The sequence below is a fragment of the Paenibacillus sp. EZ-K15 genome (genome assembly GCF_002573715.1).
Classification (GTDB): Bacteria; Bacillota; Bacilli; order Paenibacillales; family Paenibacillaceae; genus Paenibacillus_AQ.
In genome coordinates this window covers 168690-194852 of the sequence record NZ_PDHM01000021.1, presented here as the reverse complement: position 1 = coordinate 194852, position 26163 = coordinate 168690, and the positions used below count along the sequence as shown (strand labels likewise).

Sequence of the window (26163 nt, the reverse complement as noted above, 5' to 3'; positions counted from 1 at the left end):
CTAACCTTGGACGGGCTTGATCGTGTCACGTATGACCAAGCTTGTAGGCAGCATGACTTTCTTATTGCCGTAAGACGAGCCTTCGGTAATTTCGAACAGCAGCTTGGCACTCTCATAGCCGAGGACATCGAAATATTGCTTCACGGTGCTCAAGGCGACCTTGGCGAATTTGGAGCTCTCGAAATCATCAAAGCCCATGAGGGATACTTGTTCGGGGATACGAATGTCAAGTGCGGTGAGTTGTTCGATTACCTCAAGGGCCCGCTTGTCGTTCGCGCAGAACAGAGCGGTCAGCTCTCCGTTGTGGATAAGGCTCGCCAGTGCAGCATAGTCGAGTTCCTTATCCAGGAACAAGAGCGAATCGGGGATCGGAATGGACGCATTCGACATGGCGTTGCAATAACCGTTATATCGGTCAACCTCCGGGCTCAGATGATAGTCGTAAGCCGCAAATCCGATTCGTCGATGTCCTTGCTGTATCAAGTATTCTACTGCTTCATAAGCACCGTCATGGTTGTTACAGGTGACAACGTTGACCGGATAGCCGGAAGGGGAACGATCAAGCATAACGAACGGAATCGATTTTTTGCGAATCTCTCCCAGATAGCCCTTAGCAGCTTCGGGATCGGAGGAATAGATGAGTAATCCTCTTAGCTCCGTTTGAATCAGCCCCAGAATGAGCTCACGTTCCTGTTCGAAGTCGTTCTCCACGAATTCGATGATCAGCTTGCAGCCATGCTGGCCTAGAAATGACTGAATGCCTCTCATGATCTGCATATACGAACTGTCGTATAGGTCGACGCCGGAGATGACGAAGGCCACCAGATTGGAGGTCTTCTCTGAGACGGCTGCTTGGCTGGCGACAAAGCTTCCCTTACCTCGGACGCGGTAGATCACGCCCTCGTTCACCAGCTCAGACAACGCTTTACGTACAGTGATGGAGCTGACATCCAGCAGCTTGGAAAATTCCGACTCGCTAGGTATCCGATCGTCCTTCGTAAATTCCTGATTCTCGATCTGGGATAAGACATAATCTTTAACCATCTGGTACTTTGGCAGAGCCAAGTCCTTCTTGCTCAAGTAGGTTCACCTCGTATCAACATTTCCTCAATTATAGCGCATTTCACTTTAAAAAGTATACGTACTTGGAGCGTAACCCGGAAAAAGATTTTGTCGAATAGGCCGGAATTTTTCGGGAATTAAGCAAGAAAGGAGCGAAATGATATAAAAGCTTTGAATTTCATGAAGGTTTGTATTACTATGAGGTCAAATAAAGTATGTGTTTTCATATATTTATTATAATAACTTTGAGGCGGACACCTTGCAAAATGAAGGGTGCTATACCAAGCCGCAACCAGATATAAAAATGAGCCGCCGGGGAATCCAGCAGCTCGATCATGGAATTACAATTATAAGGTTACAATGGCGCCTTCCTTCTCGAACGGGTAGTCGATGACGATGCGTGCCGCTTCGGTATCACCGATGCCGCTGTACAGATTGACCTTACCGTCGGTACGCATTTCGATGCCGGCGGTGAACGCGCAGTCGGTCAGATGCGCCTTCTTGGCGGGGCCATCCGGATAGCAAGGACGGGTGCCGATGATTTTCAAATCCGAAAATTGATTCGTCTGCGTGTCCAATACGAAGGCCATGTTCATGTAAGTCGACGTATCTCCTTGAGCATAGCAGATATGGCCGATCACGCCGATCTTCCCGCTTTCGAGCAAGTATGCCTGGTTGCAGCCGCCCCATTCATCCTTGCTGAATAATCCGCGGATATAAGGGGCGTTCTCGATGACTTCCGGTGACAGGTCGTCAAGGCTGTCGATGACGGTGAATCCCACCAAGGATTCGCTGCCGAATTCCTTGCGAATCCCTTCGCCGCGCGGCCTGGAGAAGACGCCGATCCTCCCGTCCTGGAGCTCTACGAGCCGAATGTCCTTCATATAATCCGGACCGGTCGTGAAGTAGAAGAGATCGTGAAGATCGCTGCCTTTGTAGAAATAGCCGTAGAACGTATCGAGCCGTCCCTGCTTGTAACGGACATGCGTGCCGCCCAATACGAGCTGTTTGTTGATCACGCTAATATAAGGGTCTTCAAGCTGATAAATCATCGTATTCGGTACGGCCGTCCACTCGTCCGGACCGCTCTGCTCGAACAAGCGAACCCAGGACCTCGCCCACTCATGTCGTTTCTCCACACGCCCGTAAATGTAGCGCTTGCCGTTCCATTGAAACGGAATCGTAGGGTTGTATACATCGAAGCCCTCGACTCCGCGGAAGACAAGCTTGGCGCTTTCATAAATGTGTTTGTTAGCTTCGAATTGCTGACGCAGTTCCAGTAAGTTCATTCGTGGCAAATCTCCTTTCAAGCTTCAATAACAACTCTATCCTAATCGAAAGTACTGCTCTCGATCTTGCTCTATTTTGGAATGCTTTATGGTGTTTTGACATCGGAGGAACTAGTCAGTATACAAAGAAGGAGGGATATCGACCATGTTGAAGCTTTATGCGGCAGACGGCATTGATTCTGAAATTCAGGCCCACTATCGGCTGATCGCTTCGGTGCGCGACACGATCGGCATGCATACGCACGACTTCTTTGAATTGTTTCTTATCCTGAAAGGAAGCGTTGTGCATGTCATTAACGGCAAAAGGCAGCTGCTGCAGGAAAATACACTCGTGTTCATACGGGACCGGGATGTTCATTATTATGAGCAGACGACGGACAGCGATTGCCAGTTCATCAATTTGTCGTTCCATCGCGAGGTCCTGGAAGACCTCATAGCTTTCTTGGGAGAAGGGTTTCCAAGCGAAAGACTGCTTGGACCGGCCATGCCGCCGTCGACCTTGCTGTCCAAAATGGAGAAGGAATATGTGCGGTACCGGCTGGACCAGCTCAGTCTGATCCCGCAGGAGAAGAAGCTGGCCGTCAGAGCAGAGGTAAGAGCCGTCATGACCGACCTGTTCTCCAGGTATATCAAGGCTGATGCGGATCCGATTGAACTTACCGGACAACCGGAATGGTTTAAGTCCTTATGCAGAGAGGCAAAAAAGAAAGAGCACTTCACGCGGGGAACGGCTGCGCTTGTCCAGCTGTCGGGCAAATCGCATGCCTACGTATGCAGAATGTTCAGGAAGCACCTTGGAATGTCCCCGACCCAGTACATTAACGAATTGAGAATGTCCTATGCCGAGAATTTGCTGCTGAACACGGATATGGAAATCGTGGACATCAGTCTTGAGATCGGACTTGACAACGTCAGCTACTTCTACGACTTATTCAAGCGGAGGCATAATTTAACGCCGTATCGGTATCGCCAATTCGGAACTATTCGGAGATAGTATGCTAATTTCCGGTCAGATTATAAACTTTTTTATGTATTGACGATAAAAATAGTATGTGTTATTTTCTACTTAGCATAACAACTTATGAGACATCATGATGATCATATCTATAGGGGACGGTAGCCGAAAGCAAATGCGTTTTCGACGAACGTTAGGATATAGTCTGGGGGTGAAAATGAATACGCTTACATATAGAACGAACCAAATGGCCAGGCTCATTCGTCCTCGAGCCATAGCACCAACAGATCGGATCACAACATGTTAACAGTCAGGAGGTGTTCCTTTGAAGACAACCAATAACAGGCTGATGGCCAGGATCGTCAAGCACCGCTATCTCTACCTTATGGTGCTTCCCGGCTTTCTGACGCTGTTAATCTTTCACTATTTTCCGATGTACGGAATATTAATCGCTTTCAAAGATTTCAACGCTTCCAAGGGGATTTGGGGAAGCGAGTGGGTAGGTATAAAATACTTCACTTCTTTTTTTAACGATCCGATGGCGTTCAGGGTATTAAAGAATACATTGCTTCTCGGTTTGTATACTTTATTTTGGTCATTTCCCGCGCCGATTATATTGGCCCTGTTGTTTAATGAATTGAAAAACAAGGGCTTTAAGAAGCTTGTACAGACGGTTTCTTATTTCCCGCATTTTATTTCGGTCGTCATTGTTGCGGGGATGCTTAAGGAATTTACGGCGAGAGACGGTTTGTTTAACCATATTGTCGGCTTCTTCGGCGGAGACCCGATCATGTTTCTTCTCGAACCTGACTATTTCCGGACCATCTTCATTTCTTCCGGCATATGGCAGGGCGTCGGGTTCGGCACGATCATCTATCTGGCTGCATTAAGCGGAATTGATCCTACGCTGTATGACGTGGCCGATGTAGACGGCGCAGGCCGGTGGAAAAAAGTTTTGCACATCACATGGCCGTCGCTCAAGCCGACCACCATTATTTTGCTGATTTTTGCCGTCGGAGGAATCCTCGGGAGCGATTTCCAGAAGATCATTCTGCTCTATTCGCCTGAGACTTACGAAGTAGCGGATGTCATCGGATCCTATGTTTATCGTCAAGGTATACTGGGCGCACAATACGAGTACACGACGGCCATCGGATTATTCATGTCGGTTATTTCCTTTACGATCCTTTACTTGACCAATTGGTTAAGCCGGAAAGTATCAGAGACGAGTTTGTTCTAGGTGGTGGGATGTTGAAAAAGGCTAGTTTAGGTTCCAGAGCATTCGATGTATTCAATATGGTTATCATGCTATTCATCCTGATTGTCGTGCTGTATCCGATTCTGAACATTATCGCGACATCGCTAAGCGGCACGCGTTACATCTCCTTGGGGAGCGTAACGATTTGGCCCAAGGGGTTTAATCTGGAAGCATACACCACGGTATTTCAGGATCCGTACATTTTTAAAGGATATCTAAACTCGATTATTTATGCGGCCGGCTCTACGGGCATCATGCTGCTGTTTACGGCACTGATGGCGTATCCGCTCACGATCCCGGGATTTGCGGGCAAGAAATTTCTGACCATTTTTCTCATGATTACGATGTTTTTCGGCGGCGGCTTAATTCCGACCTATCTGCTTATGCGCGGTTTGAACCTGTTGGATACGGTCTGGGTCATGATTCTCCCCGGTGCGATTAGTGCTTATAATGTGTTTCTGTTTCGGACCTTCTTTCTGAATATTCCTTCAGAACTGAAGGACTCCGCCTATATCGATGGAGCGAGTGATTTGGTGGTTCTTTTCAGGATCATACTGCCGTTGTCGAAAGCGCTGTTTGCAACCTTTGCTCTATTCGGTCTGGTCGGAAGCTGGAATAGTTGGTTCGAGGCTTTGATTTATCTGCGAGATCAGGACAAGTATCCCTTGCAGATGGTGCTCCGAAACTACCTGTTTACCTTGGATACGACTGCGATTCAAGGGCGGGTAGGAGGCGGCGCGGTCGCCATCAATGCTCCGGGGGAAACGCTTGATCCCAAGGCGGTACGAATGAGCGTCATCATTATTACCATGTTTCCGATCATGTGTATTTATCCGATCTTCCAGAAGCATTTCACCAAAGGGATATTCGTCGGCTCCATCAAAGGCTAGAGAAGCGGATGCGGCGGTGCAAGCAAGCTGAGTGTGCAGTCATTCATGACCAGTAACGAATAGCAGACTTGAAGAAGATGAAGCGGTTAATTGTGCAAATTAGGGGGAAATGGAATGAACAAATTGGCAAAAATGCTTGTCCTCGGATTGGCCCTACTGATGGTTTTTTCCGGATGTTCGAATAATTCCAAAAAAACCGATACCCATGAAGAGAATCAAGAAGTCATGCGCTTTTCGGTAACCCTGGCTGCGAACGGTGTGGATAATCCGAACAGTCTGGTAGGCAAGGAATGGCACAAACGCATGGAAGCTTATATGGGCAAAAAATTAGAAATTGAATATAACTATATTCCGTCTTCCGAATATGACGAGAAGGTCAAGCTTATGATCGCAAGCGACGATCTGACGGATTTCTTCGTTACGCCTTTATTCTATGATACGACCGAAATGGCCGAACAAGGCCAGCTTCTCGAGTTAGGCCAGTATAAAGATTTAATGCCGAACTATATGAACTACATTGGCAAGGTAAAGAACGGGATGAAACGGGTAACGGATGCCGAAGGCAACATGTTCACCTTTAAAGAAACCTCCACGCCTAGATTCCCCGAGGATCGCGGCATGCTCATCCAGAATACGTCTGCCTACCGCTATGACGTGTTCGAGGCCAATAACATCAAAATTCCGGAAACGCTCGATGAATTTTATGGGGCTGCCAAAAAACTTAAAGAGCTCTACCCCGACAAATATCCCGTTGCGACAAAGTGGAACAGCTTGAGATCGCTGTTCTCCGCGAACCATATCCGGGATGAAATTTTCTGGGACGGCGAGAAATACGTATACGGAGTTCTGGATGAAGGATATAAAGATGCGCTCCAATTTGCAAATAAGCTGTATGCGGAGAAGCTGTTAGATCCGGAGTATACCATTGATACAGACGATACGCTGAAAAGAAAAGCGCTGAACGGCGACAACCTCATGTGGCTGACGCAGTGGTTTACGACGCCGGCCGAGTATACGAGAACGGCCGACGACGGGAAGATTTTCGCGGTTTCGTTGTATCCCGACAATCCGAAGTACGGAAAAGCCTGGCAGGAGGTTGTGAACGGCAATACCCCTGACTTGGGCTGGGGAGTCTACGGCGTAAGCTCGAAAGTTAAAAACCCTGAAGAATTGATTAAATTCATCGATTATCAATATTCGGATGAAATGATCGAGCTCATCACTTGGGGAATCGAGGGCACGACCTATACGATCGGAGAAGATGGCGTTCCGACCTTTGTCGACTCGCTGAAAACGGCCAAGGATCCCTGGTTGGAGGGGGATAAATACGGCATGCGCGCAAGCCGAAACCATAACCCCGGTCTGCAGATGGTAAGCGACGCAAGAGCGTTCGTGGATTTTGCCGCGACAGACTATACGGTATTTAACGGCAAATATGAAGAGGTGCCGATTGAGAAGGCGGAATTTCTGACGAGTCTGCCGATGCCCGAGAACGACTATGTTCCTTCCTGGTTGAGCGAGCCGTCGATTCAACTCACGGGGAGCGAAAGCCAGCGGGTTTCGGAGATTATGAACCCGATCAAGACGTTCGTTACGGAAGAACAGGCCAAATTCGTAGCAGGCAAGAACAGCTTCGACAATTGGCAGGCATTCATCGATAAGGTCAAAAAAATGGGCAACATTGATGAAGCGCTGAAAATCTATAATGATGCTGCACAAAGAGCGCTAGGAAACGAATAGAGAGAGAGCGTCCCTCCGCTGCCTACCGCCGCGGAGGGGCGGTATGTCGCAAGGCGATAGGATCAAATCAAAGATAACGAAATCATAGGATGTGAGAAACCTTGAGTGAAAAAAAAGAGATTTTATTCCATGTGGAAAAGCTGCTAAACAAAAGAGATCAATTTATGATAACAAAGCTTTCTTCTATAGATTTTTCCGGTTTTACGACGATGGAACAACTGTTCATTCATGAGATGGATGGACAACCGTTTGAGAGCATCGCTCCGGGTCAGCGGTGGGGAGAAAATTGGGGATACGGCTGGTTCCGCTCGAACATTACCGTTCCCAAAGAGGCCGAAGGCAAACGGCTTGTGGCCATGCTTGATTTCGGATCCGAAGCGACCGTATACATAAACGGTATCGTGAGCGGCGCAAAGGACCTTAACCATCATTACGTAACTTTAACCCGTTCCGCAAAAGCCGGCGAGCCATTTGAAATCGTCGCGGAGGCGTACGCCGGCCATTCGGATTCCAGGCCGACGTTCGGAGAGTCGCAGCTCTGCGTTTTTGAAGAAGAAGTCTACCAGTTTTTCATCGATTTGGAATGCTTGTACGATCTTCGCAATCATCTGGATGCCAAATCCCTCCGCGTGGCGGAGATTGATCGTTGCCTGACTCAGGTGTTCGCGACGATCGACCTGACCCTCCGCCAGGAATCGCTCTGTGAGAACGCTAAGCTGTGTCGGAAGTTGATGGAGCCGCTCTTGGCCTGCGTGAACGGTTCGACGGCGCCGACCCTGTACCTGATGGGACAGTCCCACCTGGATGTCGCCTGGCTGTGGCCGATCGCGGAGACAAAGCGGAAGATTGCGCGGACCATGTCCAATCAGCTGGCGCTCATGGACGAATATCCGGAATACACTTACACCCAGAGCCAGCCGTATTTGTTCCAGGTGGTCAAGACGCTGTATCCGGAGCTTTATGCGCGCATCAAACAGGCGGTAAAGGAAGGGAGAATCATTCCCGAAGGCTCCATGTGGGTGGAGCCCGATACGAATCTGCCCAGCGGCGAGAGCCTGATCCGCCAGGCGCTGCACGGCAAGCGGTTCTTCAAGGACGAATTCGGCGTGGACAACGAGATGCTGTGGCTGCCTGACGTATTCGGCTATTCCGGGAACCTGCCGCAAATCATGAAGGGCTGCGGGATCCATTATTTCGCGTCTACAAAATTGTTCGGTACTTATGATAATGTAGCGGACCCGTTCCCGCATAATACGTTCCTGTGGGAAGGGATCGACGGTTCGCAAATTTTGACGCATCTGATGAACTACGGCGATTACTACCCGATTCGGATCAATCCGTCGTTCTTGATCCATCAGTGGAGCGATCGCGTCCAGCTTGAAGGAATCTCTACGCGCCTCACGCAGTTCGGACACGGCGACGGAGGCGGCGGCTCCAATCGGGATGATCTCGAGTTCATGCGCAGGCTCGGGAATTTGGAAGGCGTCCCCAAGACGAAGCATGGTTCGCCGATTGAATTTTTCGAAGATCAGATCGAAAAAGGCGTTCCTGGCGCCAAATATGTAGGAGAGCTCTATTATCCCGCTCACCGCGGGACTTACACGACGCAAGCAATCATCAAAAAGCTGAACCGGAAGGCGGAAATCGGTTTACGCGAGGTGGAGCTTTGGGGAGCTGCGGCGGAGCTGCTTAATAACCGGGCTTATCCTTACGAGGACTTGGAACGGTTGTGGAAGACCTTGCTGCTGCACCAGTTCCACGATATTCTGCCTGGCTCCTCCATCCATCGCGTCCATGAAGAGGCACAGATTGAGCTGAAGGCATTGAATAAGAACGTGTACGACTTGGCTTCGGATACAAGGGATGCGCTCACGGACGAAGATGCCTCCCGGGTTACCGTCTTTAACTCGCTGTCCTGGCCGAGAAAGGAACTGGTCGCGTTGCCTGCCGGCGTTCATGGCATTGCGGACGGGAACGGAGCGGTTCTGCCTGTGCAATTGCACGAAGGCGTTACCTATGCCGAGGTAGAGGTGCCTTCCATGGGCTGGTCGACGTACAAGGCTGAAGCGGAAGCGTCGGGTGCTCCAGCAGCGTCGGCGGTCCTTGCAACGGAATCGCGTCTGGAGAACGAATGGATTGCGCTCGAAATGAACGAACGGGGCGAGTTAACGTCTGTTTTTGACAAGGAAACCGGCACGGAATGGGCGGCGGACCACTGCAACGTCATGCGGATGTATCGGGATCAAAATTCGGATTTCGATGCTTGGGAGATCGATCGGCGCTACCGCTTGGCACCCGTCGAGCTGAATGCGAGCGCCAAGGTATCCGTTACCGCAAACGGCCCGCTTTTCGCGAATATTCGGGTTGAGCGCGAACTGAAGCAATCGACCATGATCCAGGATGTCCGGCTTTGTGCCGGCAGCCGCCGAGTGGAATTCCATACGACGATTCACTGGCGCGAGAAGAATAAGCTGCTAAAAGTCGATTTCCCTGTTCGCGTTCACACAAACGAGTCGCTGCAGGAAATTCAGTTCGGTTACGTCAAGCGGCCGAATCATGCTTCGCGTCCGCATGATGCGGATCGTTACGAAGTGGTTCAGCATAAATGGTCGGCGCTTGCGGAGGCGAACCGCGGCTTTGCGCTGCTAAACGATTGCAAATACGGGATTTCCGTCAACGACAACACGATGAGTTTAACGCTGCTTCGGGCTCCGACGTGGCCGGATGAGACGTCCGATCAAGGGACGCACCATTTTACATATGGATTTACGTTCTGGAACGGCGCGTTCCTGGATAGTCCTGTCGTGCGGGAAGCTTACGAGCTGAACTATCCTGTCAGCCTCGTGTTTGGAGGAGGCCGGGAGGCGCAGTCGTTGCTCTCCATCGATCAAGCCGATGTGATCGCGGAGACGGTCAAGCTTGCCGAAGACGGATCGGGCGATTGGATCGTGCGTCTGTACGAGAGCAAGGGAGCTTCCGTAGCTTGCGGGCTTCACTTCGGGCTGTCCGTTGCGGCGGTTTATGAGACAAATATGCTGGAAGAGAAGTTGGCGGATTTGCCTCACGAGGGCCAAGATGTATTGCTCCAGTTCCGTCCGTTCGAGGTGAAGACGATTAGGCTCCGGCCGAATGGGAGGAATAGGGGATGAAGCTGAACGAAGGGCAACGAAATTGACGGGGCATCTGCTGCTTGCGCGCGCACTGCTGGAGGCGATGGATTTCGGTCACGCATGCGAATGGGCTCCTGACGCCAACTGTCTTAGTTGTTGGAATAGTTCCTCATAAGCAGATTTATGGGTTCAAAAGACGTTTCTTCACAGAGAACAGCCGCGCAGCTTGAGCGGCTGTTACACATAAAGAATAATGTATTCGCTTACATTATAGGCTTCGAGACGGAGCTTCCTGATACCGCAAGAAAACTTCCGCTAATATGTGGTCTGGCTTCATTGAATAAGCACGTCGATAGACGTTTTTTATTGCTCGATCTCCAACATTTTTGTATTGCTCTTCATGCTGCGAAAGGAGGTGGTTAGTGAGGAGGAGTTCTTCAACGGAGAAGCGATGCCGCTCAGCGTCGCTTCGATCGCTTGGCCGCGACAGCGCAACGATTTCTTCTATTAAAACGACAAAGACCGGGAGGTAAGAGAAATGAAAATGAAACAGTGGAAACGTGCGGGGATATGGACTTGCATCCTGCTGATGGCCATGACGGCCCCGGGCGCCGCGATGGCAGCGCAGGCTGCCGGAAGCAGCGCCGAGCCGAATGTGAGCAGCGAGAAGATAAAGGTCCAGGAGCCATTCATGATCAAGGTCGTGGATGCCGAGACAGGCAGGGGCATTCCTCATGTCCAACTGAAGACGACGAACAGTGTGCTGTATTATACGGACAGTGCCGGTATTGTGGCATTCGACGAGCCAGGTCTGATGGATCAGACGGTCTTCTTCCATATGTCGAGTGACGGCTACGACATTCCTGCCGATATGTTTGGCAACCGGGGGCAGGCTGTAGAGGTTAAGCCCAAGGGCGGTGTAACGCTCGAGATGAATCGGATCAATATTGCAGAGCGGCTGTATCGGCTGACAGGCCAAGGCATTTATCGCGACAGCTTACTCGTTGGCCAGAAGCCGCCCATTAAGGAGCCGCTGATCAACGGCTTGGTCATGGGACAGGATTCCGTGCAGACGATTGAGTACAATAATAAGCTGTACTGGTTTTGGGGCGATACCGACAGGCCGGCCTATCCACTGGGGAACTTCCGCGTGACGGGTGCGACTTCCAAGCTTCCGAGTAAGGGGGGGCTGGACCCGGATGTCGGCGTGAATCTGGACTATTTTACGAATCAAGACGGTTTCGTCAAAAGTTTGGTGCCGCCACTGCCTGACGGGGCAGGCATAGCCTGGGTATTCGGTCTGATGACCGCCAAGGACAGCACCGGACAGGAGCGTCTGCTCGCCGGCTACAGCACGCACAATCCTGAACCTACCGCCTTCGGTATTCTCGTCTTTAACGACACCACGAAGGAGTTCGAGCAGGTCGTCCAGTTCCCTTCCAAAGACGATTGGCGCCATCCGGGCGGACAGGCGACCTACTACGAGGAGGGTGGTAAGGGATACTGGCTCTTTACCGAACACCGAATTCCGAATTTGCGCGTTGCTGCCAGCTATGACGCCATCATCGACTATACCGAGTACGAATCGTTTACTTGCCTGACGCCGGGAACGACATACAACGGGGCTCAAACGTCGCTGGAACGCGACGCGGACGGCAAGCTTGTATGGGGCTGGAAAAAGGACACCCAGCCGCTCAACCAAGAACAAGAGAAAGAGCTGATCCAATTAGGGCTGATCAAAGCTGACGACCCGCGTTATTATCAATTGAAGGATATCGATACTGGTGAAGACGTTCAAATCGCCCAAAGCTCCATTGAATGGAATGAATATCGGCAGCGTTACGTGATGATCGCGCAGCAGGCACTAGGCAAGACATCGGTACTTGGGGAAGTCTGGTACGCGGAAGCGCCATCGCCTCAAGGTCCTTGGACCAATGCCAAGCATATCGTTACGCATAACGACTATACTTTTTATAATGTAGCCCAGCATAAACACTTCAACAAGGACGGCGGCCGGATCATCTACTTTGAAGGAACCTATACGAATACATTCACGAATCATGTCCCAACGCCGCGGTATAACTACAATCAAGTCATGTATAAACTCGACTTGGCGAATCCGAAGCTAGGGCTGGAGCTGGTTCAAGAAACGACCGGTAAATAGCGCCAGAGCTTTTGGATAAACGAATAAGGACCTTTCCGTAAGCGCTGTGGAGCTTTACCGGAGAGGTCCTTTTCGACTTGAGCTTGTTCCTGCGGAACAAGCTTACCTAGCTGCCGCTTCTCCATGATAAGCTGGGAGGAGCGATATCTTTACCGGCGGAGTCCCCGTGGATTTCCCGATACTGCTTCGGAGTAAGATTCGTGAACTTCTTGAATGCGGAGAAAAAATGCCCTTTGGATATGAAGCCGCATTGATCTGCGATCTCCAGCACCGAGAGCTGGCTGGATATCAGTTTCTCCTTCACTCTCTCGATTCGTTCCTGAAGGATGTACTCGGACAATGATACGTTCATGATTTCCTTGAATAGCTGCCGGATATAACTGACGGAGAAGGAAAAATTGTCGGCTACCTGCTCGATCGATAATTGCGCATCCTGCAAGTGGTTGTCCGCGTACTCTTTGATCTCCAGGACGATCTCTTCCTTGCGGCTCGAAGATTTCGCAACTTCGGTCTCGGACGCGAGCATCGTGACAATGTTCTCCAGCCATGCTTGAAACTCGGACAGCGTGCTGTACCGCTCCAGCAATTGATGGATGCTGCTGATCTCGTGCAGGACGCTGGATTTGTTGAAGTTCTTGAGCAAATCGTAGGTAAAGTAGGTCAGGTTAAGCTTACAGTCGCGATAAGGAAGCTCATGGACGTGCTTCATCTGCTGACGCAGCAGAACGAGCGCGGTCTCCGGGCGGCCGCGGCGGATCGACTTGATGATCTCGGCAGTCTCCAGCGCCTCAGACGCAGAAGGATACCCTGCCATAAACTCTTCATAATCACTCTCCAGAAAAATTTGCTTCTCTCCGTTAAGAAATCGCAGCTTCGTCAATTCGTAGATATGGTCATATATGTTTCGGATATTGGCGCCGAAGTCATAGGCATTGCTAACTGCGGTGGTTGTATCCACGTTCAGGATGCGTGCTACCTGATTCTGCGTCTCCTCCAGAAGACGTTGTAGTTGAAGCCCGCCCGATGCATGGCCCCCAACGACCAGAATGATATGGTCGCCGCCCATATCCAAGCCTTCGGCCGCATAAGAACCTGAGCCAATCACTTCTTCGCTAATATTGCGTACGGCGTACTTGATCAATTTCCGGGAAGGGAAGTCGTAACGTTCGCAAAAAACCGTATAGGCTTCGATCCGAAGGACGGCCAAAAACAGAACTTCACAGGAGGCCAGTTTGGTCTTGGTCTGAATATATTCGTAGCTCTTGGTACCCGGCGTCCCGTGAAGCATCCACTGGGCGAGAAGCTCCGTTCGTACGAGCTCGGATTGGTTTCTCATGGACGCATGAAGCTGTTCCACATTGTTCAGCAGCATATCGATGCCGTCATTGATCCATTGGATATCCGGCCTGGCATCAGACGTGGCGTTTGCGAATGCAACCTTTCCCTTCAGCTTTTCCGACAAGAAGGTGATGGAGCGCAAGGAACGGCGAGAACTCCAGAAGAACAACAAGGAGAGGAGTGCCAATAGCAGCAATGTATACGTTATCAATTTTTGCTGGAATAAGGAGATATGGCGTGTCAAAATATGATACTCGTTCGAGTAGTATACCGACCAATTTTCAGTAGTCAGCTTGGCTGTATTGACGAACCATCTCTGATGCGGGAGCCGAACTTGAAAATCGCTTTCCTGCTGCTCCCGGCTCGCTTGATAAAGCTGTTCGCTCAGCGCGGGATTAGACGCGCCCAATAGAAGCTGCCCATGCTCGTCCAGAATCCGAATGTCTTGCTCCGAGGAGACCGTTTGGCCGAACAGAAGCTTCGACAGCAGCGGTTTATCAACGAGCAGCACGAGATAGAAGTCAGACGGCTTCTCGGGGGTTGCAGGCAGAATAAGGGCCAGGGAGTCCGAGCCATCCAGCGAATGATTAAAGAATCGCAAATATTGGGGGTGGAATGACTCCACACGCTCTAGCGTGCTCTGGTCGGCAAAGGATTCATTGCGGACGATTCCGGCTTTGGAATCGATGACAAGATCATGCTTCAAATTAATCAGATAGGATCGCTGGATGAGAGGTTCGGTGGACATGAAATTGGATTGGGCGACGAGTGCGGCATGGTTGATGAGCGGATCGTTTCTTGTATTGAAGAACCAGTTCTGAATATTCTGATCGGCGTACATGCTGAGCCCGTTAGCTTTCAAATTGCCGAGAATCATTTCGGCCTTCGAAGCCAGATTGTTGACTTCGTTCTGCGAATTGCTGCGAACCTCCAGCATGGTGTATTTTGCGAATTCCGCAGACAGTAAATAGACGAAAGGAATAATGGAACAGATCAGAACGGTGGTCAGTAAAAGAAAGGTTCGAAAATAGGTCTTCTGTAAAATAGGTTTGATCTTCATATAATGCCAGCACCCCTTGCTGATGGATTGACGGTTTAAGGGTATAACGTAACTGTTCGATAGAAGAAACGAACCGGGACCTCCTTACTCAATCATATCCTGACCCTTGTGTGAAGTCCTCATTTTGACAAAGTAGAAATTAAGATGATACCGGAAGCCCGATTACCGCACAATCCTTCAGTTGAGTACCCTTTGTGACACAATGAGGACTATTCCGAATTCCTCCTTCCGTACATAATAAACACTGTCAGGATATGGCCACATCGGACAGACCAGCTCGAATGGAGGGATACTATAAATTGAGAATGTTTAGGGATTTTGCAAAGAACCGGGGCTTGTATTCGATGGCGATACCGGGAATCATCTTTCTCGTTGTTTTCTCCTATATTCCTCTGTCCGGACATCTGCTAGCGTTCAAGGACTTTCAGATCAGCAAAGGCATATGGGGCAGTGATTGGGTGGGGCTGGACAACTTTCGCTTCTTTTTCTCCAATCGGGATTGGATTCAAGTTACGGTCAATACGGTTTATTTAAATGCGCTGTTCATTATTTTCGAGATGGTCTTTGCGCTTCTCATTGCTCTCTTCTTGAATGAGATTCGCTTGAAATGGTTTAAACGTACGATCCAATCCGTCGTCTTCCTTCCTTATTTCATTTCCTGGGTCGTCGTAGGGTATATGACGTTCATTCTATTCAACAACACGGACGGTCTGATTAACCGTGTGCTGAGCATGAGCGGATTTCAAGCCGTCGATTGGTACCAGACCCCGTGGGTATGGCCGATTATTCTAACCTTAACGCGAATCTGGAAGAGTGCCGGTTACTACTCGATTATTCTGCTCGCTGCCATTACCGGTTTCTCCTCCGACTATTATGAGAGCGCCCGTCTGGACGGAGCCACGAGGCTGCAGCAGATGAAATACATTACGCTGCCTTTGCTGAAGCCGCAAATCATCATTCTCGTCCTCTTGGGAGTCGGACGGATCTTCTACGGGGATTTCGGTATGATCTACGGAATTATCGGGGACAACGGGATTCTATTCCCGACGACCGATGTCATCGATACATATTCCTATCGGGCGTTAAGGCAGCTTGGCAATTTTAGCATGTCATCGGCTATCGTGTTCTATCAGTCTATTATGGGGCTTATCGCCGTCGTTTCGTTTAATGCGCTGGTTCGGAAAATCGATAAAGACTCCAGATTATTTTAATTTTGCGAAATGCAAAGGGAGGTGAATTCCATATGAATCGTCCAGTAGCTCTAATTCCGCCCCCGCGAGTCCGACGGACAAACGGGTTCTCCGATAAAGTGGCGGTGTTCTTGTTCGGACTGTTTTTGATTCTATTTGCGCTGGTTTGTTTGTTTCCTTTTTGGCTGATGGTCATCAATTCATTCTCCAGCACCCGAAGCTTGGCGGTGAACGGATACTCTATATGGCCGGATGAATTTACGCTGGAGTCGTATCGCTTCCTCCTTCAGGGCAAGCAAATGTTTACCAGCTATGGCATCACCATTGCGGTAACAGCCATCGGAACCGTAATCGGCCTCGTTGTCACCGCGTTGTTTGCTTACGTGCTGGCCCATCCGAAGAACCGATACGGCGGCTTCCTCTCGTTCATGACCTACGTGCCGATGGTCTTCGGCTCGGGGCTCGTCGGCTTCTATCTTCTGGTCGTCCAATGGCTGCATCTGAAAGATACGCTGTGGGCGCTTGTGCTCCCTTACGTCATGAATCCGTTCTTTGCGTTTATCTTAGTCTCGTTCTATCGTTCGTTGCCTTATGAGCTGAACGAATCGGCTAACATGGACGGCGCCGGAGAGTGGACGATCTTCTTCAAAATTATCCGGCCGATCTCCACGCCGGTTATTGCGACGATCAGCTTGTTCTACGCGCTGCAATATTGGAACGATTGGTGGCTGTCGCTTCTGTTTATCGATAACAGCGATATGTACCCGCTCCAGCTGCTTCTTCGGCAGCTCATGTCGCAGATGCAGCTCACGTCGCTCAATCACGGCAATGTGCTGACGCTGCCGCCGGCGGAAGGGGTCAAGTTGGCAACGGTATGCCTGACGATCGGCCCGATCATACTCGTCTATCCGATGGTTCAGAAGTATTTCGTCAAAGGTCTGACACTCGGCTCGGTGAAAGGTTAAGTGTAAGAGGTTGTTCAAAAAGTCATCTTTCCATAACGAAGATTTGAAGGGAGTCATTTACATGGCCAAATCAAAACGCAAATTCTTGGTGACGGCGCTGCTCGGACTAGCCATCGTTATGTCCGGGTGCTCCGAATCCGGCGGGGACGCCTCCGCGCCGGGTGGAGCCGGGGAAACCGGCGATCCGTCCCTTGAACCGGTCACTTTGGAGGTTGTCATTCCGGGGGCCAAGGGGGCTAACTATGACGAGGTGCTGGCCGAAGTCAACAAGCGATTAAAAGCCGAAATCAATACGCAAGTTAAATTTACATTTGTCGACTTTGCCGATCTAAATCAGAAGACCAACGTCATGCTGGCTTCGGGAGAGAGTGTGGATTTGATGTTTGATGCCCCGTGGCTGCATTTGGACACGATGGCTTCCCAGGGCTATTACGAAGAATTAAGCGAACTGCTGGACCAATACGGCCCTAATGTGAAAAAGACGAGGCCGCAACAAATGTGGGACGCGAACAAAATTAACGGTAACATCTACGGCGTTCCCTTGGGAAGCGCCTATACCCAACAGAGATCGATCTTCATCCGAAAGGACCTGAGGGAGCAGTTAAACTTGCCGCCCGTAAAGACGTATGAGGATCTAAAAGCTTATCTCTACGCCGTTCGTGACAGTAACTCCGGTATTACGCCGCTCCTCGCGGGCGCAGATGACGTCACCTACAGCTGGGTTAACTGGCTGATCCGGGACGATACCAGCGTCAACATTCGTCCAACAAATTTTGCTGGCGCCAGCTTGATGCTGTATTACAAGGGCAACGATGGTAAGGTCTACAACTTCTTTGAAACCCAGGAACCAAAGATCTGGTCCGGCATCCAGGATGTCCGCCAGCTGTTCGTTGACAAAGTCATGTCGCAGGACGTCTTGACGAATAAAAGCAGCCCGGGGGACATGCAGCTCCAGAACAAAGTCGCGGCTACGCCCCAAATGGCCTTTGGCATTCCCAAAACGTACAACGATCAGTTGAAGCAGGTCGTGCCCGATGGAGAGCTGGAAGCCGTTCGTCTATTCGATCTGACCCCTGGAAAGAACCTATCCAATTTCAAGATGGATAATTTCATCTGTATTGTAAAGACGAGCAAACATAAAGACCGTGCGATGATGTTCCTCGATTGGGCCAACCGGCAGGAGAATTATGATTTGTTGGAGCACGGCATCGAAGGCGTGAACTGGAAATCGGTCGGTGAGCATCAATACGACACGCTGAACAACGATGGCGGCATTGTCTCGTTCCAGCTCATGTTGAATCCTGCGTTAGAGCGGGAGTGGGCCGGTATCGACGAAGAAACCCGAGAGTATAATCAATTCATTACGCAAGCCGACAACTTCACGAAGGATATCATGACCGGCTTCACTTTCGATCCGACGCCGGTGAAGAACGAAGTGGCCCAGTTCGCGACCATTCAAGCCAAATATTATAGCGGATTATTTAACGGCGCGCTTGATCCGGACGAATACTTCGCCAGGTTCAAAACGGAAGGGGAAGCGGTGCTCAAGCAAATCCAGAATGAGCTGCAGAATCAGGTTGACGCCTTCTTAGCAAAATAAAAGTGTTGCTGTCCAGTGAGAACAGCGACCCGCAAAAAAAGGACCGCTTCCTATACGGAGCGGTCCTTTTCGTTATGTTCTAGTAGCTGCCGGAGAAGGGGGACAGGGAACAAACCTGACGGATCGTCGCGGCCAAGTGTTCGGCCATTTGCCGATGCTTCTTGACGGAGGGGTGTCCGCAGCCTCCCATGCCGTCTTCCGGCCGTTTAATGAGCGGGAATTCGACGAAATGAATATTGTTGTCGCCTTCTTCGTTGAGGCTTTTGACGAGAGCCTTTAAATGGGGAGCGGGCCCGAGGGTCATCGGTCCGATTGCGCAGAACAATGGGACGGACGGATATCTATCGCGAATAAAACCCGTCAATTTGCGATATTGTTCAAGGTAATCCGCAGGCTCGATGGGCGCGGACCAATCATTGGTCCCAAGATTAACGACAACCCATTCAGGATGAAACGGATCCATGGCTTCTTGATCGAGATCAGGACAGATGGTTTCCATGAAATAATCCGACATGCGGCCTTCTTGGCCACCGCCGAAATTCTGATAGCATCCCGTACCGGATGCGCCCACAATCAAAGTTTCGGCATTCAAAAGTTGACCGGTCAGCGAGCTGTAAGCAAGCGCGATATTTTCTCGTGAAGCATCGCAGTCGCAGGGAATCTGCGCTTCGTTGCCGAAGCCGCACGTGATCGAATCGCCGATGATGAGCAGACGATGGGGAAGAGGGGCTGGCGGGCTCAGAAAAGCTCCGTTCTCTGTCGTCAAATCGGTAAATTTAATGCTGCCGAATGCAGCTTCCGTACGCTTCTGCAGCGTTAAGGTATGGGGCGCGTCTTCAAGGTCATCCGCAAGCTGGTACAGCCGGTTATCCGGATCGATTCTCATCACCTTTACCGGAAGATCGTCGATATAGACGTTAAGCCAGCTTTTCCCCTCTCCGTTGACATCCTCGATCTCGGCCGTTATTTCCCGTCCTTGAAAGCGCACGGTTATCGCACTGCCAGGAAGAAAACAGGAGATGCCATCCGGCTCTTGATGAAAGAGCCCGTGTCTCAGACTGGAAGTCGAAAAGTCGAATTTCATAACGCATTCCTTCCTTTCATTGACCTATTTGAGCTGACAACGTTAGGCGTAAGGGTTCTCGCATGTAGACTCCCGGATCACCAAAGAAACACCTGACAATATTTTCGTGTTGCCTCCATGAGTATTGCCTTGAATAACTTGGTGGAGTAAATTCGCAGCGTTTCTGCCGATTTCCTCGAAATCTTGCCGGACGGTAGACAATCCGATCGATAGGTTGCTGGAATGGTCCCAATCGTCGAATCCCATAATGGAAACATCCTGCGGAATTCTAACGCCGCGGTCGGTCAGCTTCTCGATCATTTCGATGGCAAGCTTGTCATTGCAGCAAAACAAAGCGGTAACATTCCGCTTCAAAATACTGTCGGCTAGTGCGTCATAGTCCACGCGGGTCAGCAAGTTTTCGTCGGTTACCGGAAACCCTGCCTGACGCATGGCGCTGCAGTAGCCGGCGAACCGCTCCTGCTCGGAGTGGAGAAAGAAGTGATAGCTAGCAAACTTTATTTTGGTGTGCTTCAGACGGATCAGCTCCCGGGTAGCCAGGATCGCCCCGTCGTAATTGTTGCATCCGGAAAAATAGCTGGGATGATCCACATTGTACCGGTCTACCAAAAGATAGGGGATGTTGTTTTGTTCAATGAATAAGTAGTTATCCTTGCTCTGGATCGGATCGAACGGATAAATCAAGAAGCCGTCGACTTTCCGGTCTAGCATTTTCTGAATGGATGCTTGTTCGACGGTCAAATTTTCGTTGCTCCATTCCACGATTAAGGAGTAATTGAATTCAGCTGCCACTTGCTGCGCACCTTTGATGATCTTCATATACGATACATCGTAATTGTCCTCTGCCGATAAAATGAACGCGATCAAGTGACTCGAATTGTCCGCGGCTTGAGCTCCATTTACAAAAGAGCCTTTTCTTTTGATTCTGGTGATTATACCTTCGTTTGCCAGTTCCGTCATCGCTTTTCGAATCGTTATTCCGCTTACATGAAATTGTTTCATAAGCTCTTCTTCATTCGGCAGTTTATCGCCGGGTCGAAGCTTGCCGACTTGAATCTGATGCAGCAGCGCTTGTTTTACCGTCATGTACTTCGGCTCGTTCACAATCATTCTCCTCTTTTTACAGACTGATGATGAATACAGCACGTTAAATGATTATATAAAAGTATACTTTATTAATATAATGGAATCAAGCCTACAATCTAGGATTACTTTATTTGTGTATACATTATAGTAGATGAATTGCTTTTTTATTGACTGAAAGCATATGGATTGATAATATTATTATAGATTTATTGATTAAATAAAGTATACTTTATTATTCGTGAGTGCAATTTTGATAGTCTATGCAAAAGCTGAAGGGAGGAATTATTTTGGAATTTAGCTTTACCGAATTTGCCAGGCTGATGGGGAGATTTGATCTGGCCGAGAAAGAGAATCCGAAATGCGGATGGGTCAACAGCGCCGTTTTTCTTGCCTTCCGAGGTACGGCCATCTCGATGACGGCTGAGGATTCCAACGGCCAGGATTACGTTGAAATCGTATTGGATGGTGTCGCCCGTAATTGGATCAATCTGAAGAAGGGGGTTCATGAATACATAATCGAACAGGGGCTGCCGGACGGCGAACACACTTTAGAGATCCACAAGCGAACGGGTATTCTGACCGGAAGTATTGCATTTCATCATTTTTCTCTGCCTGACGGGGGAAGCTTCCTTGCCCCGCCCGAGGCAAGACCTGTTCGGCTTGAATACTTTGGGGATTCCATCACGGACGGAGCAGGGATCGGCCATCCGCATGTGCTCGCTGAAGCTCCGCATCTTGACGACGGATACATGTCCTATGTCGGGATCAGCGCCAGAATGTTGAATGCGGAATATCACACCATGGCCATTTGCGGGATTGGCGTTTGGCAGGATGCGGTAGGGAACAAGCAAGGATTGCCGGAACATTTTTTCGGGACGCTCGGCAAAGGGACGGGGCCCTGGGACTTTTCCCGGTATATTCCTGATGGAATTGTCATTAATTTGGGCCAGAACGATTATTCTACGCCAATTGATGATGAGGCATATATTGCCGCTTATATTGAATTCATCCAGGTTATTCTGGAAAAATATAACGATCCCTATGTTTTTTGCTGTGTTGGAACCATGAATAACAACTATCTTGCCAGTGTGAATAAGGTGGTGTCCTATTTCAATCAAAGCGGAAACGGGAAGGTATTCGTAGTTGATTTAGGATTGATCCATCCTGAGGTGGAAGGATGGGGCGGTCGATATCATCCCGGCTATCAGACGCATTACCGAATGGGCTGGGAACTTGCCTCTTCTATATCCGCCAAGACCGGATGGGAATTGCTTAAGCGTCCGTCGATCGCCACGGAATGCGTATTCTGAGATCATCCCGTAGTGGATCGAATGCCAAGCGAGAACATGGTAAAACGAATTCGTAGAAAGGTCGGCCTGATTGGGCCGACTTTTTTGGCATGCCGTAGAGTGATGCTGCTGCAGCTGTTCCGGGACAGCCAATGCCGATAGATTCTCATCTAAACAAAAATGCTGGCAGTCGACTCACGATCAATTAAACCAGGTATGGACGAACATCATTGGCAATAGCATCAAATTTTCAAAGGATGGCGGCGTGATTAACGTCAGCATCAATCATGATATGAAACACGTGACAGTCCGAATATCCGACACGGGCATAGGTATTTCCCTTGAGGATCAGAAGCGTATATTCGAGCGTTTCTTTAAAACTGATCGTTCCCACAGTCGTAAATATGAGTGGAGCGGTATGGGACTTGCCATTGTTAAACAGATCGTATCGCTTCATCAAGGCGATATCCGAGTGGAAAGTGAACTTGGTCAAGGAACGTCTTTCATTGTCACCTTGCCAATCATTAGGCCAACGGATTAGTCAGATTCATGGGGCATCGATCGGATCATTTTAACGTTACTGTTATGTCTCTATGCTGCGGCTCTCATGCAGAGCTTCTTTGTATGTGACGCCGCAGCATTTTTTGTCTGTTCATATTCAGTTCATATTGTCGTCAGGGGGAGTATATCTTCGTCGTTTATTAATGAGGAAAAAGAATATGAATAAGAGTCCGGATTTTTAACGTATTATGTTCTCTTTTCTTACATAAGAGAGAAAACCGGATATTTTTGGCGCTTTACAGAAAAAATAGGTGTAATTTTATTATAATGGTAGAAAATAGGCGTTAAGCTGTAGGCCGTCTTAATAATGGCAGCGGGAAGACCGAGTTATATCAAATCATGATCACTTTTATAGGAAAAAAATATAACGTGATTTTTATTGACACATTAAAGAAAACTAAACTAACATAAGAATTATTTTCATCAAGAAGGAGGCAGCTATGAGCTTTAAAGAACAGTACGAAGAAATTGCAGGTGTTGGACGAACCATATTCGATAACCCCGAACTTGGCTACAAAGAATTTAAGACCAATACAACTGTGACCGATTTTTTGAAGAAGGTAAATCCGGATATCGAGCTGCAATCATTCAGCACAACCGGGCTTAGGACAACCCTCGGCAGCGGCAAGCCGCTGAATATCGCTTTTATTGCGGAGTTGGACGCCGTATACGCTCCGACTCATTGGCGATCAGATAAGGAGACGGGAGCGGCACACAATTGCGGTCATTATACGCAGGTGGCGATCGCACTGGCTTTATACAAACATTATTTTGAATCAAAGGCGTACGAAGCCCTTGATTATAGTTTAACGTTTATTTTCATTCCCGCTGAGGAGTATTTGGATCTCGCCTATAGGGATGAGCTGCTCGCCAGCGGTAAGATCTCCTATTACGGAGGGAAACCTGAAGCGATGAAACTCGGCGTGTTCGACGATATCGACATTGGGCTATGCGTACACGCCATGGGTGGAGAGTTTGCAGAGCGCACGACAGAAATCAACTGTGACCTGGCTGGATTCCTATATAAGCATTATACGTTCACCGGAAAAGCAACCCATGCGGGTTTTGATCCTTTCTCAGCTAAAAATGCTTACAGCATGTCGACCCTGTTCAATGTGGCGTTAGGGCTCAGCAGGCAGCAAATGAAGGACAGTGAGAAGGTTCGCATGAATCCGATCGTCCTGGATTCCGACATGTCGACAAACGTCATTCCCAATCGGATTACGGTGGGCAGCGATCTGCGCACCCAGTCGGTCGATTACATGAAGGAAGCGGCCTCCAAGATGGACGATGCCGCCAGAGGTAGCGCGCTGGCACTTCAAGGCGAGGTTGAGATTAAGACACAGATGGGATATTTGCCGTTCGTTCAGGACCGGTATTTGTCCGAATTCGTACTGGAGGCATTCCAGGATAACAAGGAGATTGCCGATATTTGGAACAACAACGCCATCAGCGCGGCAGGCGACATTGGCGATCTAGCCTTCATGATGCCTTGCATTCAAATCGGCTACAGCGGCTTTACAGGAACGATCCACGGGGACGATTTCAAGGATATCGATCCCGAGTTTATCTATGAAGTGTTTCCGAGATTTTTAACCCAGGTGCTGGAGCGAATGAGCGGACGTATCGACCGATCGAAGCTGTACCGCCGTACATTCGCCGAATATGAGAAGCTCCTTGCGTCGATAGTTAGCTCCAACTAAGAACAGAAAAGAGGACACCATGGCATGAAGTTAAAACTACAGTATCTCTATTTGCTTGCATTCGTGCTCGTTGTAATAGCGGTTGCCGAATTTATCGGCATTCAGTCGATCCAGGTTGGCTCCGTGAAAATAAGCCTGCTCCCGCTCGTATTCGCCATTGTGATCACGATGGTGCTCGGCTTGTCGATATTCCGGAAAGGTTTTATGAGGAAAATTTACAGTAAGGAGAATGTCGGTTTCTCCAGCAAGTATCTGATCTTCATTATGCTGCCGCTCATGGCGAGATACGGCGCTGATGTCGCTCCCCGAATTGAAGAAATATTAAAAGTAGGCTGGGTGTTCATTATTCAGGAAATCGGCAACTTGGGTACGATACTGCTCGGTCTTCCAATCGCTATTCTGCTCGGTCTGAGAAGGGAAGCTATCGGCGCTACGCTTGGACTCGGGAGGGAAGGGGAACTCGCCTACATATCCGAGAAATATACCCTCGACTCCGACGAAGGCCGTGGGGTGCTGTCCCTCTATATTATAGGTACCTTATTCGGCACGCTGTTCTTCAGCATTCTTGCGCCAGTCATGCTTGCCGCCGGCTTCTCGATCGAAGCATTGGCCATGTCCTCTGGCGTCGGCTCCGCCAGTATGATGACAGGCTCTTCTTCCGCGCTAGTTGCGCATTCTCCTGAGATGACAGAGACCATTAATGGATACGCTGCTGCGAGCCAGCTGCTTACCAGCTTCCTCGGAACGTATACGATGGTATTTCTCGCGGTCCCGCTGCAGCGGTTTATGTACAAATTAATGGTCAGAGGTGATAAGAAATGAGCACCGGTTTGAATAAATACGCAAAATACGCCCTCGTCCTGCTGCTTAGCGTTGGTCTTATTTTATTTACGGAGCAAATGAAGTTCATTAAAAACGGCGAAGGCCATATTACGTTAGGGACGATTGCCGGCTTGGCCGTGCTGTGGCTTTTTTCATTCATTGGCGTTCTGATCTCGTTACTCATGAAAAAGACTCCGGTGAAATTCTTGCAGGACTTCCCGGTTCTCGGCTGGGTATCGATCGTTTCGCTTATTTGCTGCCTGATTTCGGATGTGTTCGTGGAAGCCATTTCCAACGTCAACTTCTTATCCATTACGACCCCGATTTTGGCGTTTGCCGGCATTTCCGTTGCCGACAGGCTGGTTGATCTTCGCAAAACATCGTGGCGTGTCGCGATCGTTGCGGTTTTCGTGTTCACGGGAACGTACGTTGGAAGTGCACTGCTATCAGAGCTCGGCCTCTATTTATCCAATAAGTAAATGAATGCTATTTCTTTAGAAACCCGCCTGTCCTTGTTGACTGGCGGGTTTCTATTTGTTTTTATATCATATTTATTCAATGTTGAAGTGCTGCAGACCAATGGGGAGATTACCCATCTATACTTAATAGTTCTTAAAAAAACTAATAAGTCACATTAAAATATAACTATCACATTTCAGTTGAGTTTTAAATTACAAGATTTAAGGAGAGTTAACAATTTCTGATTCTAGGGAATACAAGATGATTTTTGGCTGGGAAGATGAAGAATGTAATCCTTTCAACACAGTGGCACATCTTCACTTTCACATGGTTCTGATTGGGGATGTGCAAAGAAGCCCTGCAGTATTATTCTGCAGGGCTTCTTTGCATTGTGTTATCGACACCTTGTTTCCAAGTGTAACTGAAAGCATCAGACTAACCTTGAAGCTTAATTGTATGATACTGTTTATCGAGCGATGTCTTTCTCCTAGGGGCATCAATCACCACCAATTGATACAAATTTTTAACAGAACCCCCG

Annotated in this window: 18 protein-coding genes and 1 pseudogene; 14 read left to right on the top strand and 5 right to left on the bottom strand. The window is 49.2% G+C overall.

What is annotated here, in order from left to right:
- Both CRG97_RS24910 and CRG97_RS24905 read right to left on the bottom strand, forming a co-directional pair.
- A complete protein-coding gene (locus tag CRG97_RS24910) occupies positions 1–1080 on the bottom strand; it encodes a substrate-binding domain-containing protein (protein WP_098748387.1) in 1080 nt (359 codons plus the stop codon).
- A gap of 329 nt (positions 1081–1409) precedes the next feature.
- A complete protein-coding gene (locus CRG97_RS24905) occupies positions 1410–2351 on the bottom strand; it encodes an MTP-1 family protein (RefSeq protein WP_098748386.1) in 942 nt (313 codons plus the stop codon).
- A gap of 145 nt (positions 2352–2496) precedes the next feature.
- Between CRG97_RS24905 and CRG97_RS24900 the strand changes: the two genes are divergently transcribed.
- From CRG97_RS24900 to CRG97_RS24875, 6 genes are all read left to right on the top strand, one after another.
- Positions 2497–3345 (top strand): helix-turn-helix transcriptional regulator, encoded by an 849-nt coding sequence (locus CRG97_RS24900; RefSeq protein ID WP_098748385.1) that lies wholly within the window; start codon positions 2497–2499, stop codon positions 3343–3345.
- A 286-nt stretch (positions 3346–3631) separates the two neighbouring features.
- Positions 3632–4546: an ABC transporter permease gene (locus CRG97_RS24895; protein ID WP_098748384.1), complete on the top strand. Its 915-nt coding sequence runs from the start codon at positions 3632–3634 to the stop codon at positions 4544–4546.
- Positions 4547–4557: 11 nt separating this feature from the next.
- Entirely contained in the window at positions 4558–5454 is an 897-nt protein-coding gene (locus CRG97_RS24890) for a carbohydrate ABC transporter permease (protein WP_098748671.1), read from the top strand.
- 114 nt (positions 5455–5568) lie between these two features.
- Positions 5569–7194 carry an ABC transporter substrate-binding protein gene (locus CRG97_RS24885; protein WP_098748383.1) on the top strand — a complete coding sequence of 542 codons (1626 nt, stop codon included), beginning with the start codon at positions 5569–5571 and terminating at the stop codon, positions 7192–7194.
- 101 nt (positions 7195–7295) lie between these two features.
- A complete protein-coding gene (locus CRG97_RS24880; protein WP_098748382.1) occupies positions 7296–10343 on the top strand; it encodes an alpha-mannosidase in 3048 nt (1015 codons plus the stop codon).
- Between the two features lie 499 nt (positions 10344–10842).
- Entirely contained in the window at positions 10843–12468 is a 1626-nt protein-coding gene (locus tag CRG97_RS24875; protein ID WP_098748381.1) for a hypothetical protein, read from the top strand.
- Positions 12469–12574: 106 nt separating this feature from the next.
- On the opposite strand, the gene CRG97_RS24870 is transcribed toward CRG97_RS24875, so the two are convergent.
- Positions 12575–14866, bottom strand: coding sequence for an AraC family transcriptional regulator (locus CRG97_RS24870; protein ID WP_098748380.1), 2292 nt, complete (start codon positions 14864–14866; stop codon positions 12575–12577).
- A 299-nt stretch (positions 14867–15165) separates the two neighbouring features.
- Here CRG97_RS24870 and CRG97_RS24865 point away from each other — a divergent pair, with 299 nt between their 5' ends.
- The 3 genes from CRG97_RS24865 (at position 15166) to CRG97_RS24855 (ending at position 18621) form a co-directional block, all read left to right on the top strand.
- Positions 15166–16077, top strand: a complete 912-nt coding sequence (locus tag CRG97_RS24865) for an ABC transporter permease (RefSeq protein ID WP_237566578.1) — start codon at positions 15166–15168, stop codon at positions 16075–16077.
- 32 nt (positions 16078–16109) lie between these two features.
- Positions 16110–17021 (top strand): carbohydrate ABC transporter permease, encoded by a 912-nt coding sequence (locus CRG97_RS24860; protein WP_098748378.1) that lies wholly within the window; start codon positions 16110–16112, stop codon positions 17019–17021.
- A gap of 61 nt (positions 17022–17082) precedes the next feature.
- Positions 17083–18621, top strand: a complete 1539-nt coding sequence (locus tag CRG97_RS24855; RefSeq protein WP_098748377.1) for an extracellular solute-binding protein — start codon at positions 17083–17085, stop codon at positions 18619–18621.
- A gap of 79 nt (positions 18622–18700) precedes the next feature.
- Here the strand turns inward: CRG97_RS24855 and CRG97_RS24850 are convergent, their stop codons facing one another.
- A complete protein-coding gene (locus CRG97_RS24850) occupies positions 18701–19705 on the bottom strand; it encodes an SGNH/GDSL hydrolase family protein (protein ID WP_098748376.1) in 1005 nt (334 codons plus the stop codon).
- A 42-nt stretch (positions 19706–19747) separates the two neighbouring features.
- The gene (locus CRG97_RS24845) at positions 19748–20815 is read right to left on the bottom strand and encodes a GntR family transcriptional regulator (RefSeq protein WP_237566577.1); all 1068 of its coding nucleotides are present in this window, start codon (positions 20813–20815) and stop codon (positions 19748–19750) included.
- A gap of 263 nt (positions 20816–21078) precedes the next feature.
- Here CRG97_RS24845 and CRG97_RS24840 point away from each other — a divergent pair, with 263 nt between their 5' ends.
- The 5 genes and pseudogenes from CRG97_RS24840 (at position 21079) to CRG97_RS24820 (ending at position 25645) form a co-directional block, all read left to right on the top strand.
- Positions 21079–22101 (top strand): SGNH/GDSL hydrolase family protein, encoded by a 1023-nt coding sequence (locus CRG97_RS24840; protein WP_237566576.1) that lies wholly within the window; start codon positions 21079–21081, stop codon positions 22099–22101.
- Positions 22102–22276: 175 nt separating this feature from the next.
- Positions 22277–22621 (top strand): annotated as a pseudogene (locus tag CRG97_RS24835) (sensor histidine kinase); the annotation flags it as partial.
- 460 nt (positions 22622–23081) lie between these two features.
- Positions 23082–24344 carry a M20/M25/M40 family metallo-hydrolase gene (locus tag CRG97_RS24830; protein WP_098748375.1) on the top strand — a complete coding sequence of 421 codons (1263 nt, stop codon included), beginning with the start codon at positions 23082–23084 and terminating at the stop codon, positions 24342–24344.
- Between the two features lie 24 nt (positions 24345–24368).
- Entirely contained in the window at positions 24369–25166 is a 798-nt protein-coding gene (locus CRG97_RS24825) for a DUF3100 domain-containing protein (RefSeq protein WP_098748374.1), read from the top strand.
- Positions 25163–25645 (top strand): hypothetical protein, encoded by a 483-nt coding sequence (locus CRG97_RS24820; protein ID WP_098748373.1) that lies wholly within the window; start codon positions 25163–25165, stop codon positions 25643–25645. Before CRG97_RS24825 ends, CRG97_RS24820 begins: the two co-directional genes overlap by 4 nt.
- Positions 25646–26163: the final 518 nt, after the last annotated feature.

What these genes read in the sequence shown, in the direction of transcription:
- CRG97_RS24905 (WP_098748386.1), bottom strand. Translation starts at nt 2,351, where the DNA reads ATGAACTTACTGGAACTGCGTCAGCAATTCGAAGCTAACAAACACATT.
- CRG97_RS24900 (WP_098748385.1), top strand. Translation starts at nt 2,497, where the DNA reads ATGTTGAAGCTTTATGCGGCAGACGGCATTGATTCTGAAATTCAGGCC.
- CRG97_RS24885 (WP_098748383.1), top strand. Translation starts at nt 5,569, where the DNA reads ATGAACAAATTGGCAAAAATGCTTGTCCTCGGATTGGCCCTACTGATG.
- CRG97_RS24875 (WP_098748381.1), top strand. Translation starts at nt 10,843, where the DNA reads ATGAAAATGAAACAGTGGAAACGTGCGGGGATATGGACTTGCATCCTG.
- CRG97_RS24870 (WP_098748380.1), bottom strand. Translation starts at nt 14,866, where the DNA reads ATGAAGATCAAACCTATTTTACAGAAGACCTATTTTCGAACCTTTCTT.
- CRG97_RS24860 (WP_098748378.1), top strand. Translation starts at nt 16,110, where the DNA reads ATGAATCGTCCAGTAGCTCTAATTCCGCCCCCGCGAGTCCGACGGACA.
- CRG97_RS24855 (WP_098748377.1), top strand. Translation starts at nt 17,083, where the DNA reads ATGGCCAAATCAAAACGCAAATTCTTGGTGACGGCGCTGCTCGGACTA.
- CRG97_RS24850 (WP_098748376.1), bottom strand. Translation starts at nt 19,705, where the DNA reads ATGAAATTCGACTTTTCGACTTCCAGTCTGAGACACGGGCTCTTTCAT.
- CRG97_RS24845 (WP_237566577.1), bottom strand. Translation starts at nt 20,815, where the DNA reads ATGATTGTGAACGAGCCGAAGTACATGACGGTAAAACAAGCGCTGCTG.
- CRG97_RS24830 (WP_098748375.1), top strand. Translation starts at nt 23,082, where the DNA reads ATGAGCTTTAAAGAACAGTACGAAGAAATTGCAGGTGTTGGACGAACC.
- CRG97_RS24825 (WP_098748374.1), top strand. Translation starts at nt 24,369, where the DNA reads ATGAAGTTAAAACTACAGTATCTCTATTTGCTTGCATTCGTGCTCGTT.
- CRG97_RS24820 (WP_098748373.1), top strand. Translation starts at nt 25,163, where the DNA reads ATGAGCACCGGTTTGAATAAATACGCAAAATACGCCCTCGTCCTGCTG.